The following is a 13,732-nucleotide window of genomic DNA, read 5'->3' as shown; positions in this document are numbered from 1 at the left end:
ACGAGGTGCGATGCCGGTCTGGCTGGCCGGGGTCGGGCCAGTGGTGATGGGAGGGCCGGCCAGGCCGGGGTGAGCCGAGGACTCATGCGGGTCTGCCCGGACCGGGGCAGGGCAGGGAGATGCGGACCGGCGGGGCGAGTCCGACGTCTGGTCCGGCCGGGCTGCGGGAGGGGCTGGTTGAGGGCCCGGTGCGGCGGATGCGTGGGCGCGTCGGGTTCCGGTGGGTCGCTGCGGCAGCCGTGGCCGGGGTGAAGTGGGGCGGACAGTTCTGCAGGTCTGAGTCGGGCCGTCTGGCTCTGCAGATTTGAGTCGGGCCATCCGGCCTCCGGGAATCCCGGTCAGACCGTCCCGCCTTCCGGCCAACCGCGCTGGTTCCCCGCCTGCCGCCGGCCGGCGGGCCAACCGAGCCCGTTCCTCACCTCCGAGCCACCCCGCCGGTTGCCTGCCTCCCATCCAACCCCGCCGGTTCCCCGCTTTCCGGTCAGCATCTCGGGCCATCCAGCCGGTCAGGAAATCACGTCTCGGTTCTCCACCCGTGGGTGGACGCCGGGGCGGTTCACGGATCCACCCGGGGTCCACCCACGGTCCGATCTGGTGACCTGCGGGTTTCCGTAGTGTCGAAGGCCTCGGCAGCGCTCGCTGTCGTGACTCCCTTCCTCGCCATGGAGGCTCAGATGTCCGGGTTCGTCGACGCGCTGATGATCGCGGCCGTGGTCGTCCTGGTGATCGTCCGCCAGTTCCGCGCACAGCGGATAGGCACGGGGCGGCGCTGGTGGCTCGTCCCCGTGATCCTCGCCGTCGTAGCGCTGCGCGAACCCGGCATCGTGGACGCCCACCACCGCACGGAGTCGATCGCCCTGCTCGGCGTCGAGCTGCTCATAGGCCTCGCCACGGGAGCGGGCTGGGCCTGGACCACCCGCGTCTGGGCGGAGCCGGACGGCGCGGTGTGGAGCAAGAGCACCAGGGCGAGCGTGACCGTGTGGATCATCGGCATCGCCCTGCGCGTCGGCCTCTTCGCGCTGGGCTCCGTGCTCGGCGTCCATCAGGACAGCTCCGCCCTGCTCGTCGCTCTCGCGGCAACCCTGCTCGTCCGCGGCGGGATCCTCGTCTGGCGGGCCCAGTCCGTCACGCCCGCCGTCTCCGCGGCCACGGCGTACGGTGACCCCATGGTCCGCCCCGCGCGGAAGGAGCGCGTGTGACGCAGAACGCCTGGATGCGCTGGCCGTCGCGGGAGGCGCTCGGGCGGCAAGGCACCTCGCGGCCCCGGCGCCTGATCGCCTGGGTCGTGAGGGTGTTCGCCCTGGGAATCCTGTTGTGGGGAGCCTTCGACAGCAACCGTGTCCACGGGTGGGTGACGGTCGTCGGCGGGGTCGGAGTGGTCGTGGCCGGCGGACTGGCCTGGGCCTTGTACCGGACCACGTTCCAGCACCGGCTGTGGCCCTCCCTGGGCATCCTGCTCCTGCTCATGGGACTGGCCGTCGGGGCCGAGGCCCTGGGGTTCCGGGGGCCGGCCCTCGTCCTCTGGTGCGGCTGCGCGGTCAGCGCGCTGGAACGGCTGCCGCTGGCGGTCGCCCTGCCGGCCACGTCCGTGGCCCTCGCGTCGTACGCCGCCGTCAACAACGACGTGTGGCTGACCACGGCGGCCACGGCGGCGGGACTGGCCCTCGCCGGCTACGTGTTGAGGCTCGACGCGGAGGCCCGAGGCAGCGCCCAGCGACTCCTGGCCCAGGAGCGAGCCGCACGGGCCGCCGAGGCGGAGTCGGCGGCGCTCGCCGAGCGGGCCAGGATCGCCCGTGAGATCCACGACGTACTGGCCCACAGCCTCTCGGCGCAGCTCGTGCACCTGGAGGCGGCCCGGCTGCTGATCGAGCGGGGTGCCGACCGGGAGCAGATACTGGAACGGGTGGTGGCGGCGCGGGGCATGGCGCGCGACGGTCTCGACGAGACACGGCAGGCACTGTCCGCGCTGCGGGGCGAGTTGACCCCGCTGGAGGACTTCCTGACGCAGCTCGTGGGCACGACGGCCGGTGCTGAGGTCACCGTTACGGGTGATCGAAAGCCGCTGCCCGCGGAGGCCTCGCAGGCGGTGCGGCGGGTCGCCCAGGAGGCCCTGACGAACGTCCGCAAGCACGCGCCGGGCGCCAAGGTGAGGGTGTGGCTGGACTACGCGGACCACCAAGTGACGCTGGACGTACGGGACTCGGGCGGACCGCCGGGAGATCTGGCCGGGGCGGGCGCCGGGTACGGTCTGCTGGGCATGCGCGAGCGTGCCGAACTGCTGGGCGGTTCGCTGGACGCGGGGCCGGACGAGGAGGGGTTCGTGGTGACGCTGAGGGTGCCCGTATGACGGAAGGGGAGGGCAAGCCGCCCGCGCGCGTGGTGGTCGCGGACGACCAGACCGTCGTCCGTGAGGGCATCGTAATGCTGCTCGGACTGCTGCCCGGAGTCGAGGTCGTCGGCGCCGCGGGGGACGGTGAGGAGGCGGTGCAACTCGTCGCCGAACTCGCCCCGGACGTCGTGCTGATGGACCTGCGCATGCCCCGCTGCGACGGTGTGGAGGCGACCCGGCGTATCCGCGCCGAGTACCCCGGGACCCAGGTCGTGGTGCTGACCACCTTCGCTGACGACGAGTCGCTGTTCCCGGCGCTGCGGGCAGGGGCGAGGGGATATCTCACCAAGGACGCGGGAGGGGACGAGATCGTACGGGCCGTGCACAGCGTGCTGTCCGGGGACGCGGGACTGTCGCCGAGCATCCAGCGGCGGCTGCTGGAGCGGCTGTCGGAGCCCGCGCCACGGCCGACGGAACCGGCCGAGCCGCCAGACGGGCTCACCGCCCGGGAGATCGAGGTGCTGGAACTGATCTCCGAAGGGCTCAGCAACACGGAGATCGGCCGCAAGCTGCATGTGTCGACGGCGACCGTGAAGACCCACATCAACAACATCTTCACCAAGACCGGCCTCAAAGACCGTGCCCAGGCGGTGCGTTACGCCTACGAGAAGGGGATCGCCCGCCCACCGGCGGGATGAGTCACCTGATGGGGTGAAGAGCGCCGGGAAGAGAAGTCAGGATGTTCCCGTTCTGTCCATCCTTGAGCATGCAGTCAAGCAACAGTCGTCCTCGCGGAAGCGGGGGTGGTGCGCACCGTTCGACCGAGCACCGTGAGAGGAATGTCCCGCGACCGGCCGAGGCGCCCGGAGGCATGCGGTACGACGACCCGTGGTACGACGCGCTGGCGTCCGGCTGGGGCGAGACGGACGGCGTCGGGGCGCCCGCGACCGGCGGCGGACCGGGCGGCCGGGTCGCGAAGGAGGAGGGGGTGCCGGCGGCGGGCGACATCTACCTCGAAGTGCAACGCAGCGCGGCGTTCCAGGAAGTGCGCAGCCGCTACCGGCGGTTCGTGGTGCCGGGAGTTCTCCTCTTCCTCGCCTGGTACGTGGGGTACGTCGTGACGGCCACGACCGCTCCCGGACTGATGGCGCGGCCGGTGGCCGGAGCGGTGAACGTGGCGATGATCGCGGGGCTGGGGCAGTTCCTGACCACCTTCGTGCTCGCCTGGGCCTACGCCCGGCACGCCCGGCTGCGCAGGGACCGGGCGGCGCTCGAACTGCGGTGGGACACGCAGGAGCTGACCCGTTCGGCCCGGGGAGGTGCCTCATGACCGGGCACCATCAGACGCTGGCGTTGTTGCTGTTCAGCGGGTTCGTCGCGGTCACGCTGGCGATCACGACCTGGGTGAGTCGCAACAGGCGGGGTTCGGCTGAGGAGTTCTACGCCGGCGGACGTCTCTTCTCCCCGCTGGAAAATGGTTTTGCCATCGCCGGGGACTATGTGTCGGCCGCCTCCTTCCTGGGCGTCACGGGGCTGATCGCGCTGTACGGCTACGACGGGATGCTGTACGTGGTCGGCTTCTTCGTGGCCTGGCTGCTGGTGCTGTTCCTCGTCGCCGAACTGGTGCGCAACTGCGGGCGGTTCACGCTCGCCGACGTGGTGGTGGCGCGGATGAGCGAGCGGCCGGTGCGCATCGCGGCGGGAACTTCCTCGGTCACCGTGTCCGTTCTGTATCTGGTTGCGCAGATGGTGGGCGCGGGAAGCCTGGTCGCGCTGCTGCTCGGGGGGACGAGTGCGGCGGCGCGGGCCTGGACCGTCATCGGTGTCGGCGCGCTCATGGTGATCTATGTGTCGTTGGGAGGGATGCGGGCCACCACCTGGATCCAGATCGTCAAGGCGGTCCTGCTGCTGAGCGGTACGGTCGCGCTCACCGTGCTCGTCCTGCTGCGGTTCCACGGCGACTTCGACCGCCTGCTGCTGACGGCGGCCGAGCACAGTGGCCACGGCGACGGCTTCCTGGCACCGGGGCTGAAGTACGGCGGGGACTGGACGGCCCGGCTCGACTTCATCAGCCTGGGCCTGGCGCTGGTGCTGGGCACGGCGGGGCTGCCGCACATCCTGTCCCGCTTCTACACCGTGCCCACCGCCAGGGCGGCCCGGCGTTCGGTGCTCTGGTCGATCGGGCTCATCGGCGGGTTCTACCTGATGACGATCGTCCTCGGCTTCGCGGCGGCCGCGATCGTCGGGCCGGAGGCGGTGCGCGGGTCGAACGTGGCGGGGAACACGGCGGTTCCGTTGCTGGCGCTCGACCTGGGAGGCGGAGCCGACTCCACGGGTGGAACGGTTCTGTTCGCCGTGGTCGCCGCCGTCGCCTTCGCCACCATCCTCGCCGTGGTGGCCGGGATCACTCTCGCCTCCTCGGCCTCCGTGGCGCACGACCTGTACGCGTCCATGCGCCGCCGCCATGCCAAACCGCGCAGTGAGGTGACCGTCGCGCGCGTCGCCTCCGTCGGCATCGGCGTGGTGGCCATCGCCCTCGGGCTGCTGGCGCGTGACCTCAACGTCGCCTTTTTGGTGGGCCTCGCCTTCGCGGTCGCCGCCTCCGCCAACCTCCCCGTGCTGCTCTATTCACTGTTCTGGCGCGGCTTCACGACCCGGGGCGCGGTGTGGTCCGTGTACGGCGGGCTCGTGCCCGCACTGGTGCTCGTGGTGCTGTCGCCGGTGGTGTCGGGCAGCCCCGAATCGCTGTTCCCCGGCGTCGACTTCCAGTACTTCCCGCTGCAGAACCCAGGCATCGTCTCGATCCCGTTGGGCTTCCTCGCCGGCTGGCTCGGCACGGTCACCTCGGCCGAGGTGCCGGACGAGGCCAAACACGCGGAGACCGAGGTGCGGTCGCTGACGGGAGCGGGGGCCGTATAGGGAGGGGCGCCCCGTCGTCGTACGACATCCGCGTGCGAGGGAGGCCTACGGCGCCACCCAGGCGTACAGGTGCTCCGGGCGGCCCGTGTCGCCGTACTTGAGGGAGAGGCGCAGGCGGCCGGCCTGTTCGAGGTGGCGGAGGTAGCGCTGGGCGGTGGAGCGGCTCAGGCCGGTCTCGGCGGCCACCTCGTGGGCGGAGAGCGGGTGCTCGGCGTGGTGCAGGACACGGCAGATGAGGTCGGTGGTCGGTTCCGAGTGACCGCTGGGCAGGCCCGGCGAGGACGGCGCCGGTGTGGTGCGCAGGGCGCCGAAGATCCGGTCGACCTGCTCCTGCCCGGCGACCCCGCGACCGCCCACCCGGTCGACCGTGCGGCGCAGGGCGGCGTAGGAGTCGAGGCGGGTGCGCAGGGCGGCGAAGGTGAACGGTTTCACCAGGTAGTGCAGCGCGCCGAGGCGCATCGCGGCCTGCACGGTCGCCACGTCTCCGGCCGCCGTGATCATGATGACGTCGGTGCCCTGACCCTGTTCCCGCATGCGGTGCACGAGTTCGAGGCCCGTCTGGTCGGGCAGGTAGTGGTCGAGCAGAACCAGATCGACGCCTCCGCGCTGCACGGCGGCCAGGGCCTGGGCGGCGTTGTGCGCGCGGGCGGTCACCCGGAAGCCGGGAACCTTTCCCACGTACTTGGCGTTGATCTCGGCGACGCGGAAATCGTCGTCCACGACCAGGACGTCTATCATCGGGCCTCTTTCTGTCAAGGCCAGGCGGGCGTTACACCCGTGTTTCGGCTCCGCAGTTGTAGCGCGCGCAAAATGAGCACAACAGGCTGTTGCAAGCAAAAGAACGGCATGCGCCCAGAAGGCTCCTGCTGTGGCCGGGACCACATCTACCGTCCCCGGCCATGAGCGCAGACACCAGCCCCGCCATCCAGCTGCGGGGCGCGAGCAAGATCTTCAGGACCCCGTCGGGGGGTCTGCACACGGCCGTCAGGGAACTCGACCTCACGGTGGGGCGTGGGGAGTTCGTGGCGGTCGTCGGTCCCACGGGCTGTGGCAAATCGACCACCCTGACCCTGGTGAGCGGGCTGGAGGAGCCCACCGAGGGCGACGTCCTGGTCGCCGGGGAGCCGGTGCGGGGCGTCGGCGACAAGGTCGGATTCGTCTTCCAGCAGGACGCCACCTTCCCCTGGCGCACCGTTCTGTCCAACGTCATGGCCGGCCCGCGCTTCCGCGGTGTGCCCAAGGCGGAGGCCAAGCAGAAGGCGCGCGAATGGCTGGCCCGCGTCGGGCTCGCCGCCTTCGAGGACCGCTATCCGCACCAGCTCTCCGGCGGCCAGCGCAAGCGTGTCGCGCTCGCCGCGACCTTCGTCAACGACCCCGAGATCCTGCTGATGGACGAGCCGTTCTCGGCGCTCGACGTGCAGACCCGGGCACTGATGTCGGACGAGCTGCTGGAGCTGTGGGAGGGCACGGGCGCCTCCGTCGTCTTCGTCACCCATGACCTCGAGGAGTCCATCGCCCTGGCCGACAAGGTCGTCGTCATGACCGCGGGGCCCGCCACCGTCAAGCAAGTCTTCGACATCGACCTGCCGCGGCCGCGCAAGGTCGAGTCGGTGCGCCTGGAGCCGCGGTTCATCGAGATCTACCGCGAGATCTGGGAGTCCCTCGGCGAAGAGGTCCGCATCACCCGTGAGAGGGGTGCCGCCCATGTCGCCTGAGGTTCTCAGCACGCCGGTCGTCGACACGGTCAAGCCCCCGGACCGCGCCCACTCACGCGCGCGTGCCGCCCGTAGACGCAGGATCGTCGTCACGGCCACCCGCGTCCTGCTGCTGGTCGCCTTCCTCGGCCTGTGGGAGGTGTTCTCCCGCGCCAAGGTCATCGATCCGTTCAACTTCTCGATGCCGTCGAAGATCTGGGACCAGATCTGGACCTGGGTGACCCACGGGACCGCGCTCGGCTCCCTGGGCGAGCAGATCTGGTACACGCTCTACGAGGCGCTGCTCGGCTGGGTGCTCGGCGTGATCGCCGGTGTCGTGCTCGGCATCGCCCTCGGGCGGATCCGCTTCCTCGCCGATGTCCTTGGTCCATACATCAAGGTGCTCAACTCGATGCCGAGGATCATCCTCGCCCCGATCTTCCTGATCTGGTTCGGCCTCGGCCCCGCCTCCAAGGTCGCCTCGGCCGTGGTCCTCGTCTTCTTCCCGGTCTTCTTCAACGCCTTCCAGGGCGCTCGCGAGGTCGACCGGAATCTGGTCGCCAACGCCCGCATCCTGGGGGCGAGCGACCGCCGGGTGACCCTTCAGGTGGTCATCCCGTCGGCCACCGCCTGGATCTTCACCAGCCTCCACGTCAGCTTCGGCTTCGCGCTGATCGGCGCCATCGTGGGCGAGTACATCGGCGCGACCAAGGGCATCGGCCTGCTCGTCGCGCAGTCCCAGAACACCTTCAACGCAGCCGGTGTCTACGCCGCCATGGTCATCCTCGCCGTCGTGGCGCTGGCGGCCGAAGGGCTGCTCACCTTCGTGGAACGCCGCGTCTTCCGCTGGAAACCGGCGAACTCCTAGCCCCGGCAGCCCCCTTGGGCCCGCCGTTTCCTCTTCTCCCGCACCGCCCTCTCCCAAGGACGTGAACCGCCATGCGCAAGTCCGCCAGATACACCACCCTGGCCGCCGCCGGCCTGCTCGCCCTCTCCTCCCTCACCGCCTGCGCCAACGACGCCGCCTCCACCACCTCCACCGGCGCCGGCGGCAAGGGCGACGGCAAGGGTACGAAGGTCAAGATCATGGTCGGTGGTCTGGACAAGGTCATCTACCTGCCGGCGATGCTCACCCAGCGGCTCGGCTACTTCGACGCCGAGGGCCTCGACGTGGAGCTGCTCAGCGAGCCGGCCGGCGTCCAGGCCGAGACCGCGCTGGTCTCCGGGCAGGTCCAGGGGGCCGTCGGCTTCTACGACCACACGCTGGACCTGCAGACGAAGGGCAAGTCCGTGGAGTCCGTGGTGCAGTTCTCGCACGCGCCCGGCGAGGTCGAGATCGTCTCCCAGAAGGCGTCCGGCGACATCACGTCCCCCAAGGACTTCAAGGGCAAGAAGCTCGGTGTCACCGGCCTCGGCTCCTCGACCGACTTCCTCACCAAGTACCTCGCCGTCAAGAACGGCGTGAAGGTCAGCGAGTTCACCCCGGTCGCCGTCGGCGCGGGACCGACCTTCATCGCGGCGCTGCAGAAGGGGGCCATCGACGGCGGTATGACGACCGACCCGACGGTGGCGACGATCCTGGACAAGAAGGCGGGCAAGGTCCTGCTGGACATGCGGACGCCGGAGGGGTCCCAGAAGGCGCTCGGCGGCCCGTACCCGTCGTCAAGTCTGTACATGCAGACGGACTGGGTCAACGGTCACAAGGAGACAGTGCAGAAGTTGGTCAATGCACTCGTCAAGACGCTCAAGTGGATGTCCACGCACAGCGCTTCCGAGATCGCCGCCAAGATGCCCGCCGACTACTCGCAGGGCAACAAGGCGCTCTACACCGAGGCCATCAAGAGCACGCTGCCCATGTTCACCGACGACGGCGTCATGCCCACCAACGGCCCCGAGACGGTCGAGAAGGTGCTCAAGGCGTTCAACCCCAACATCAAGAACGCCTCGGTGGACCTGAGTAAGACGTTCACTACCGAGTTCGTGGAGAAGGCCGCGGGCTGAATCCGTATGTAGGTGGGGGTACGGTCCCTTCCCCCGCCCCCACCCGGCCGTACCCTCAGGCGCGGGCCGCCCACACGTAACGGTGTTCAGGGCGGCCCGCGTCGCCGTACTTCAGCGTGAGACGGGCCCGTCCGGTGCGTTCCAGGAGCTTCAGATAGCGCTGGGCGGTCTGGCGGCTCACCCCGGTCCGGTCGGCGATCTCCTGGGCGGACAGCGGGCCCTCGGCGTTCATCAGGGAGCGCCGCACCAGTTCGGCGGTGGTGGGGGAGTGGCCCTTGGGCAGCCCCGGTTCCGACGGCGCGGACAGGGCGCCGAAGATACGGTCCACCTCGGCCTGTTCTGCCTCGCCGCCACCGTCCAGCCTGCGGCGCAGTTCTGCGTACGCCTCCAGCTTGGCGCGCAGGCCCGCGAAGGCGAACGGCTTCACCAGGTACTGCAGCGCTCCGTGCCGCATGGCGGCCTGAACCGTCGTCACGTCCCGGGCGGCCGTCACCATGATCACGTCCGTCTGGTGGCCGCGCCTGCGCATCTCCCGGACGACCGCGAGGCCGGTGTCGTCCGGCAGATAGTGGTCCAGGAGGACGAGGTCCAGCCGGGGCAGTTCCTCCAGCCGGCGCAGGGCCTCCGCCGCGCTGTGCGCCTCGCCCGCGACGTGGAAGCCCGGGACCTTCTCCACGTAGGCGGCGTTGACCTGCGCGACCCTGGTGTCGTCGTCCACGACCAGGACCTCGATCATCGGGACTCCTCCTTGACGGGCGTGTCCGTGGCCGTGCTCAGGGCCGGCTCCGGTGCCGGCTCGGCGAGCGCCTCCGGCAGGACCACGGTGAACTCCGCGCCGCCACCGTTCGCCTCGCGCACGGTCGCGCTCCCTCCCTGGCGCTCGGCGAGCCTGCGCACCATGGACAGGCCGATGCCGCGCTTGCCGTGCGCGGGCGGCTCCTTGGTGGACCAGCCCTCGGTGAAGACCACCTCGCGCTGTTCCTCCGGTATCCCGGGCCCCGTGTCCCGCACTCTGAGGACCGCGGTACGGCCCTCGGTGCGCAACTCGACCTCCACGCGCGCGTGCGGTGTGGCCGCCACCGCGTCGAGCGCGTTGTCCACCAGGTTGCCGACGACGGTGACGAGCCCCCGCGGGTCGATCAGCCGGTCCGGCAACCTTGTGCGGTCCGACACCCACAGGGCGACACCGCGCTCGGCGGCGACCGTCGCCTTGCCCACCAACAGAGCGGCCAGCAGCGGGTCGTGGATCTTCTCGGTGACCTGCTCGGCGGTGGCGCGGTGGTCGCCGACCACCTCACCGACGAACTCCACCGCGTCGTCGTACATCTCCAGTTCGAGCAGTCCCAGCAGGGTGTGCATACGGTTCGCGTGCTCATGGTCCTGGGCGCGCAGGGCGTCGATCAGCCCACGGGTCGAGTCGAGTTCCCGGCCCAGCTGTTCCAGCTCGGTGCGGTCGCGCAGCGTGGCCACGGCGCCCCCGTCGTCGGTGGGCATGCGGTTGGCGACCAGGACGCGCTGGCCGCGGACGGTGAGCAGGTCGGTGCCCGTCACCCGGCCGGCCAGGATGTCCGCCGTACGGCCTTCGCCGAGCGCCTCGTCGGGAGACATGCCGACGACTCCGTCGTCGATGCCGAGCAGGCGGTGCGCCTCGTCGTTGAGCAGGCGGATGCGGCCGGTGCGGTCGAGGGCGACCACGGCCTCCCTGATGCCGTGCAGCATGGCCTCGCGCTCGGCGAGCAGCGCCGAGATGTCCGAGAAGGCCAGGTCGCGGGTCTGCCGCTGGACCCGGCGGGAGACGAGCCACGCGGCCAGCGCGCCGACGGCCAGGGCGCCTCCGGCATAGGCGAGCAGACCCGGGACGGCGCTGATGAGCTCCGAGCGGACGCTGTCGTACTTGATGCCCACCGAGACCGCGCCGATGATCTTGCCGTGGGCGTCGCGGAGCGGGACCTTGCCGCGTGCCGAGCGGCCCAGGGTGCCGCTGTCTATCTCCCTGACCTGCTTGCCGGCCAGAGCCTCCTTGGGACTGGTCGAGACGACCTTGCCGATCTGCCGCACGTTGGTGTGCGACCAGCGCACACCGTGCCGGTTCATCACCACGATGTACTCGGCGTGGGTGGCCCTGCGGATCCGCTCCGCCTCCCTCTGGACCGGCCCGTCGGCGGTCGGGGCGGTGTGCTGGAGGTCCTTGGCGATCTGCGGCTGCTCCGCCGTGGTCTGGGCGATGGCCAGGGCGCGGTTCATCGCCTCGTCGTCCAGTTGCTTGCTCAGCGGCGCCAGGAACAGCCCGGTCGCCAGCACCGCGACCCCCGCTGCGATCGCCACCTGCATCAGCAGCACCTGCGAGAAGACCCGCTTCGGCATGCCGAGACGCAGGCGACGTGCGGGGGGAGTGGGGTTCATACCCCCGACCGTACGTGGACGTGCGGGAGCAGCTGTAGGGGGTGTGGCATGGATCTGTTGATCAATACTGAAGGAGCAGTTCGACGGGTTGATCGTCCCGGTCAACTCGCGATGGCCGTCGCCGTGGCGAGCTCGCGCACCTCGACGACGTCCATACGGGCCGGTGAACCCAGGATCGACGAACCGCAGCTCTCCGGGCGGGGTGGCGCGGACGCGCCCTGGGCGACGACGACCCGCCAGCGGCGTCCGTCCGCGTGGGCGACGGTCACCTCCCAGCGCGAGGCGGCGCCGTTCGTCGCCACGACGCTCAAGGCTTCCGCTCCGTACTCGCCGACAGCTGTACGAACGGCCAGTTCGGCCGCCTGGCCGGGCCGTTCCCACGCCGAGTTCCCGCGGCACCCCGCTACGACGATCCGTCCCTCCTTGACGCTGTGCAGGGCGTCCTTGACGGCATGGGCCTCGGCGCGGCCGTAGGCGTAGCCGTACGGCAGGACGAGCAGCGTGGGCGAGAAGCGATGTCCACCCAGATGGGTGACCTCCCAGACGCCTTCCACTCCGGAGGAGGCGAGCTCCGCGGCAAGGGGGCGGCCGAGCAGCGCGCAGCAGCGGTCGCGCTTGCCGTTGGTGCAGACGAGCGCGAGCGGGTCGCCCGTGTGCGGCCGCGCCCCGAGGACCGAGTCGAAGCCGCGGTGTTCACCCCGGCCCAGCGCGCCGAAGTCGAGGCCCAGCAGGTCGCGCGGCTCGCTGACCGTGGCGGAACGCAGCCAGACCCGGCCCGGCACGGTGTGGGCGGCGTACACCTGCCGCACGGTGGGAGTGCCGCAGTCCGCGTGGCGGCCGGGGCGGCGGATGAGCGCGATCCGTACGCCCGTGCCCTTCGTGGCCGCCTCCAGGGCGCGGCCCACCGCCGGGTCCAGATGGCTCGACGTGAGCGCCTTGGCGCCCCAGGGACCCGACTGCTCCAGCAGCAGCCAGGTCCGCGCGGTGGCGGCGGTTCCCGCCAGAGGCTCGTCGAGCTCCTGGGACGCGGTTGAGCACGTACTCACAGAGGTGAGCCTAACCTGACTCGGCTCGGCGTGACGTCCGGGCGGGTCCGCGCCCTACTCCGGTAGGGGCTGAGGCGGCTTCGGACCCACGTAGTGCCCGCTCGGGCGCATGCGCAGCGGACGTTCGCCGTACTCCTCCAGGGCGTGCGCTATCCACCCCGCCGTACGGGCCACCGCGAAGATCGTCTCGCCCGCCGTCGCCTGCATGCCGCTGGAGGCCGTGAACACGGCGAGGGCCAGGTCGACGTTGGCGTGCAGCGGGGTGTGCCGGGCGGTGGTGGCCACGATGTCGCGGGCCGCCGCCAGGGCGGGCGCGGCCCGCGGGATGTCCTCCAGCAGACCGAACAGGACACGCGCGCGTGGGTCCTCGCCCGGGTAGAGCCGGTGGCCGAGGCCCGGGATACGGCGGCCGGCGCGCAGCTCGTCGGCGATCACGGCGGCCGCGTCACCCTCGTCGAGCACGTCCATCAGCAGCCTGTGGGCGACTCCGCTGGCCGCACCGTGCAACGGGCCCTCGAGCACGCCGAGCCCGGCGGAGACGGCCGCGTAGGCGTGGGCGCGGGCCGAGGCGGCGACGCGTACCGCGAGGGTCGAGGCGGCGAGGTCGTGGTCCACGAGCAGGGCGAGGGCGGTGTCCAGAACCCGCAGCGAGGCCTCGTCGGCGTCCCGGCCGGTCAGCCGGGCCCAGAGCCGTTGGGCCAGCGGGCCCTCGTCCCGGTGGCCGGGCCGGGCCGGCAGAGCGGCGACCAGCGTGGGGATGAGGCTGCGCGCGGTGCCCAGCACGGCGTCCTCGGAGAGGTCGAAGCGCAGCGGGTCCGCGACGGCGGCGGCGATCGCCGCCACCCGCAACCGGTCGGTGGGGCTGGTGTGTTCGGGCAGCGCGTCGACGGCGCGGCGGGCCGTGGCGACGGAGGACTCGGGGGCCGTGAAGGTGATGCCCGGGCGGAGAGTGCCGGTCCACAGCCACTCGGCGACCTCTTCGTAGGAGTGACGGGTGGCCAGTTCGGTGGCGTCCACGCCCCGGAAGTAGTACCGGTCCGACTCGATGAGCGTGATGCGGGTGCGCACGGCCAGTTCGCCGCCGGAGGCCGGAGTCCCGCCGCTGTCCCGCCTGTTGCGCCGGGCGAGTGCCTCCACCTCCGCCGCCTCGAAGGTACTGCCCCGGCCGCCGGGCACACGGCGGCTGCTGAGCTGGCCGCGGCTGACGTAGGCGTAGACCGTCTCGGGCTTCACGCCCAGCAGTTCGGCGGCTTCCTTGGTCGTCAGCCGTCGGTCGGCGTGGCCGGAGGAGGGCTCTTGATCGTGCATGGGGGTCACCGTATCGGCCTCACGATGTGTGG

Annotated in this window: 13 protein-coding genes; 8 read left to right on the top strand and 5 right to left on the bottom strand. The window is 71.1% G+C overall.

The genetic code is table 11. The features are described from left to right. Nucleotides 1–674 precede the first annotated feature (674 nt). The 5 genes from ACWCQ1_RS41000 (at nucleotide 675) to ACWCQ1_RS40980 (ending at nucleotide 5,248) form a co-directional block, all read left to right on the top strand. A complete protein-coding gene (locus ACWCQ1_RS41000; RefSeq protein ID WP_358604857.1) occupies nucleotides 675–1,199 on the top strand; it encodes a DUF1453 domain-containing protein in 525 nt (174 codons plus the stop codon). Then, nucleotides 1,196–2,347, top strand: a complete 1,152-nt coding sequence (locus tag ACWCQ1_RS40995; protein WP_133046148.1) for a sensor histidine kinase — start codon at nucleotides 1,196–1,198, stop codon at nucleotides 2,345–2,347. The genes ACWCQ1_RS41000 and ACWCQ1_RS40995 overlap by 4 nt, the downstream gene beginning before the upstream one ends. Further along, nucleotides 2,344–3,027 carry a response regulator transcription factor gene (locus tag ACWCQ1_RS40990; protein ID WP_358604853.1) on the top strand — a complete coding sequence of 228 codons (684 nt, stop codon included), beginning with the start codon at nucleotides 2,344–2,346 and terminating at the stop codon, nucleotides 3,025–3,027. The genes ACWCQ1_RS40995 and ACWCQ1_RS40990 overlap by 4 nt, the downstream gene beginning before the upstream one ends. 68 nt (nucleotides 3,028–3,095) lie before the next feature. Then, nucleotides 3,096–3,659 carry a DUF485 domain-containing protein gene (locus tag ACWCQ1_RS40985; protein WP_358604850.1) on the top strand — a complete coding sequence of 188 codons (564 nt, stop codon included), beginning with the start codon at nucleotides 3,096–3,098 and terminating at the stop codon, nucleotides 3,657–3,659. After that, nucleotides 3,656–5,248: a solute symporter family protein gene (locus ACWCQ1_RS40980; RefSeq protein WP_358604847.1), complete on the top strand. Its 1,593-nt coding sequence runs from the start codon at nucleotides 3,656–3,658 to the stop codon at nucleotides 5,246–5,248. Before ACWCQ1_RS40985 ends, ACWCQ1_RS40980 begins: the two co-directional genes overlap by 4 nt. Nucleotides 5,249–5,293: 45 nt before the next feature. Here the strand turns inward: ACWCQ1_RS40980 and ACWCQ1_RS40975 are convergent, their stop codons facing one another. After that, nucleotides 5,294–5,986 carry a response regulator gene (locus ACWCQ1_RS40975; protein WP_133046144.1) on the bottom strand — a complete coding sequence of 231 codons (693 nt, stop codon included), beginning with the start codon at nucleotides 5,984–5,986 and terminating at the stop codon, nucleotides 5,294–5,296. A gap of 161 nt (nucleotides 5,987–6,147) precedes the next feature. On the opposite strand from ACWCQ1_RS40975, the gene ACWCQ1_RS40970 reads away from it, so the two are divergent. The 3 genes from ACWCQ1_RS40970 (at nucleotide 6,148) to ACWCQ1_RS40960 (ending at nucleotide 8,943) form a co-directional block, all read left to right on the top strand. After that, nucleotides 6,148–6,963 (top strand): ABC transporter ATP-binding protein, encoded by an 816-nt coding sequence (locus ACWCQ1_RS40970; RefSeq protein WP_133046143.1) that lies wholly within the window; start codon nucleotides 6,148–6,150, stop codon nucleotides 6,961–6,963. After that, nucleotides 6,953–7,810, top strand: coding sequence for an ABC transporter permease (locus tag ACWCQ1_RS40965; RefSeq protein ID WP_451028735.1), 858 nt, complete (start codon nucleotides 6,953–6,955; stop codon nucleotides 7,808–7,810). Before ACWCQ1_RS40970 ends, ACWCQ1_RS40965 begins: the two co-directional genes overlap by 11 nt. A gap of 71 nt (nucleotides 7,811–7,881) precedes the next feature. Further along, a complete protein-coding gene (locus ACWCQ1_RS40960; protein ID WP_358604843.1) occupies nucleotides 7,882–8,943 on the top strand; it encodes an ABC transporter substrate-binding protein in 1,062 nt (353 codons plus the stop codon). 55 nt (nucleotides 8,944–8,998) lie between these two features. On the opposite strand, the gene ACWCQ1_RS40955 is transcribed toward ACWCQ1_RS40960, so the two are convergent. The 4 genes from ACWCQ1_RS40955 to ACWCQ1_RS40940 form a co-directional block, all read right to left on the bottom strand. Next, nucleotides 8,999–9,679, bottom strand: a complete 681-nt coding sequence (locus tag ACWCQ1_RS40955) for a response regulator (protein ID WP_358604841.1) — start codon at nucleotides 9,677–9,679, stop codon at nucleotides 8,999–9,001. After that, a complete protein-coding gene (locus tag ACWCQ1_RS40950) occupies nucleotides 9,676–11,346 on the bottom strand; it encodes a sensor histidine kinase (protein WP_451028734.1) in 1,671 nt (556 codons plus the stop codon). The genes ACWCQ1_RS40955 and ACWCQ1_RS40950 overlap by 4 nt, the downstream gene beginning before the upstream one ends. A gap of 101 nt (nucleotides 11,347–11,447) precedes the next feature. Beyond that, nucleotides 11,448–12,392 carry a sucrase ferredoxin gene (locus ACWCQ1_RS40945; RefSeq protein WP_451028733.1) on the bottom strand — a complete coding sequence of 315 codons (945 nt, stop codon included), beginning with the start codon at nucleotides 12,390–12,392 and terminating at the stop codon, nucleotides 11,448–11,450. Nucleotides 12,393–12,446: 54 nt separating this feature from the next. After that, the gene (locus ACWCQ1_RS40940) at nucleotides 12,447–13,700 is read right to left on the bottom strand and encodes a citrate synthase (RefSeq protein WP_451028732.1); all 1,254 of its coding nucleotides are present in this window, start codon (nucleotides 13,698–13,700) and stop codon (nucleotides 12,447–12,449) included. Nucleotides 13,701–13,732 lie beyond the last annotated feature (32 nt).

The organism is Streptomyces sp. NPDC002144 (assembly GCF_053593695.1).
This window is presented reverse-complemented; position numbering and strand designations above follow the sequence as displayed.

Bases quoted from the DNA above. Each gene is read 5' to 3' on its own strand.
- ACWCQ1_RS41000 (WP_358604857.1), top strand. From the start codon at position 675: ATGTCCGGGTTCGTCGACGCGCTGATGATCGCGGCCGTGGTCGTCCTG.
- ACWCQ1_RS40990 (WP_358604853.1), top strand. From the start codon at position 2,344: ATGACGGAAGGGGAGGGCAAGCCGCCCGCGCGCGTGGTGGTCGCGGAC.
- ACWCQ1_RS40985 (WP_358604850.1), top strand. From the start codon at position 3,096: ATGCAGTCAAGCAACAGTCGTCCTCGCGGAAGCGGGGGTGGTGCGCAC.
- ACWCQ1_RS40980 (WP_358604847.1), top strand. From the start codon at position 3,656: ATGACCGGGCACCATCAGACGCTGGCGTTGTTGCTGTTCAGCGGGTTC.
- ACWCQ1_RS40975 (WP_133046144.1), bottom strand. From the start codon at position 5,986: ATGATAGACGTCCTGGTCGTGGACGACGATTTCCGCGTCGCCGAGATC.
- ACWCQ1_RS40970 (WP_133046143.1), top strand. From the start codon at position 6,148: ATGAGCGCAGACACCAGCCCCGCCATCCAGCTGCGGGGCGCGAGCAAG.
- ACWCQ1_RS40965 (WP_451028735.1), top strand. From the start codon at position 6,953: ATGTCGCCTGAGGTTCTCAGCACGCCGGTCGTCGACACGGTCAAGCCC.
- ACWCQ1_RS40960 (WP_358604843.1), top strand. From the start codon at position 7,882: ATGCGCAAGTCCGCCAGATACACCACCCTGGCCGCCGCCGGCCTGCTC.
- ACWCQ1_RS40955 (WP_358604841.1), bottom strand. From the start codon at position 9,679: ATGATCGAGGTCCTGGTCGTGGACGACGACACCAGGGTCGCGCAGGTC.
- ACWCQ1_RS40950 (WP_451028734.1), bottom strand. From the start codon at position 11,346: ATGAACCCCACTCCCCCCGCACGTCGCCTGCGTCTCGGCATGCCGAAG.
- ACWCQ1_RS40940 (WP_451028732.1), bottom strand. From the start codon at position 13,700: ATGCACGATCAAGAGCCCTCCTCCGGCCACGCCGACCGACGGCTGACG.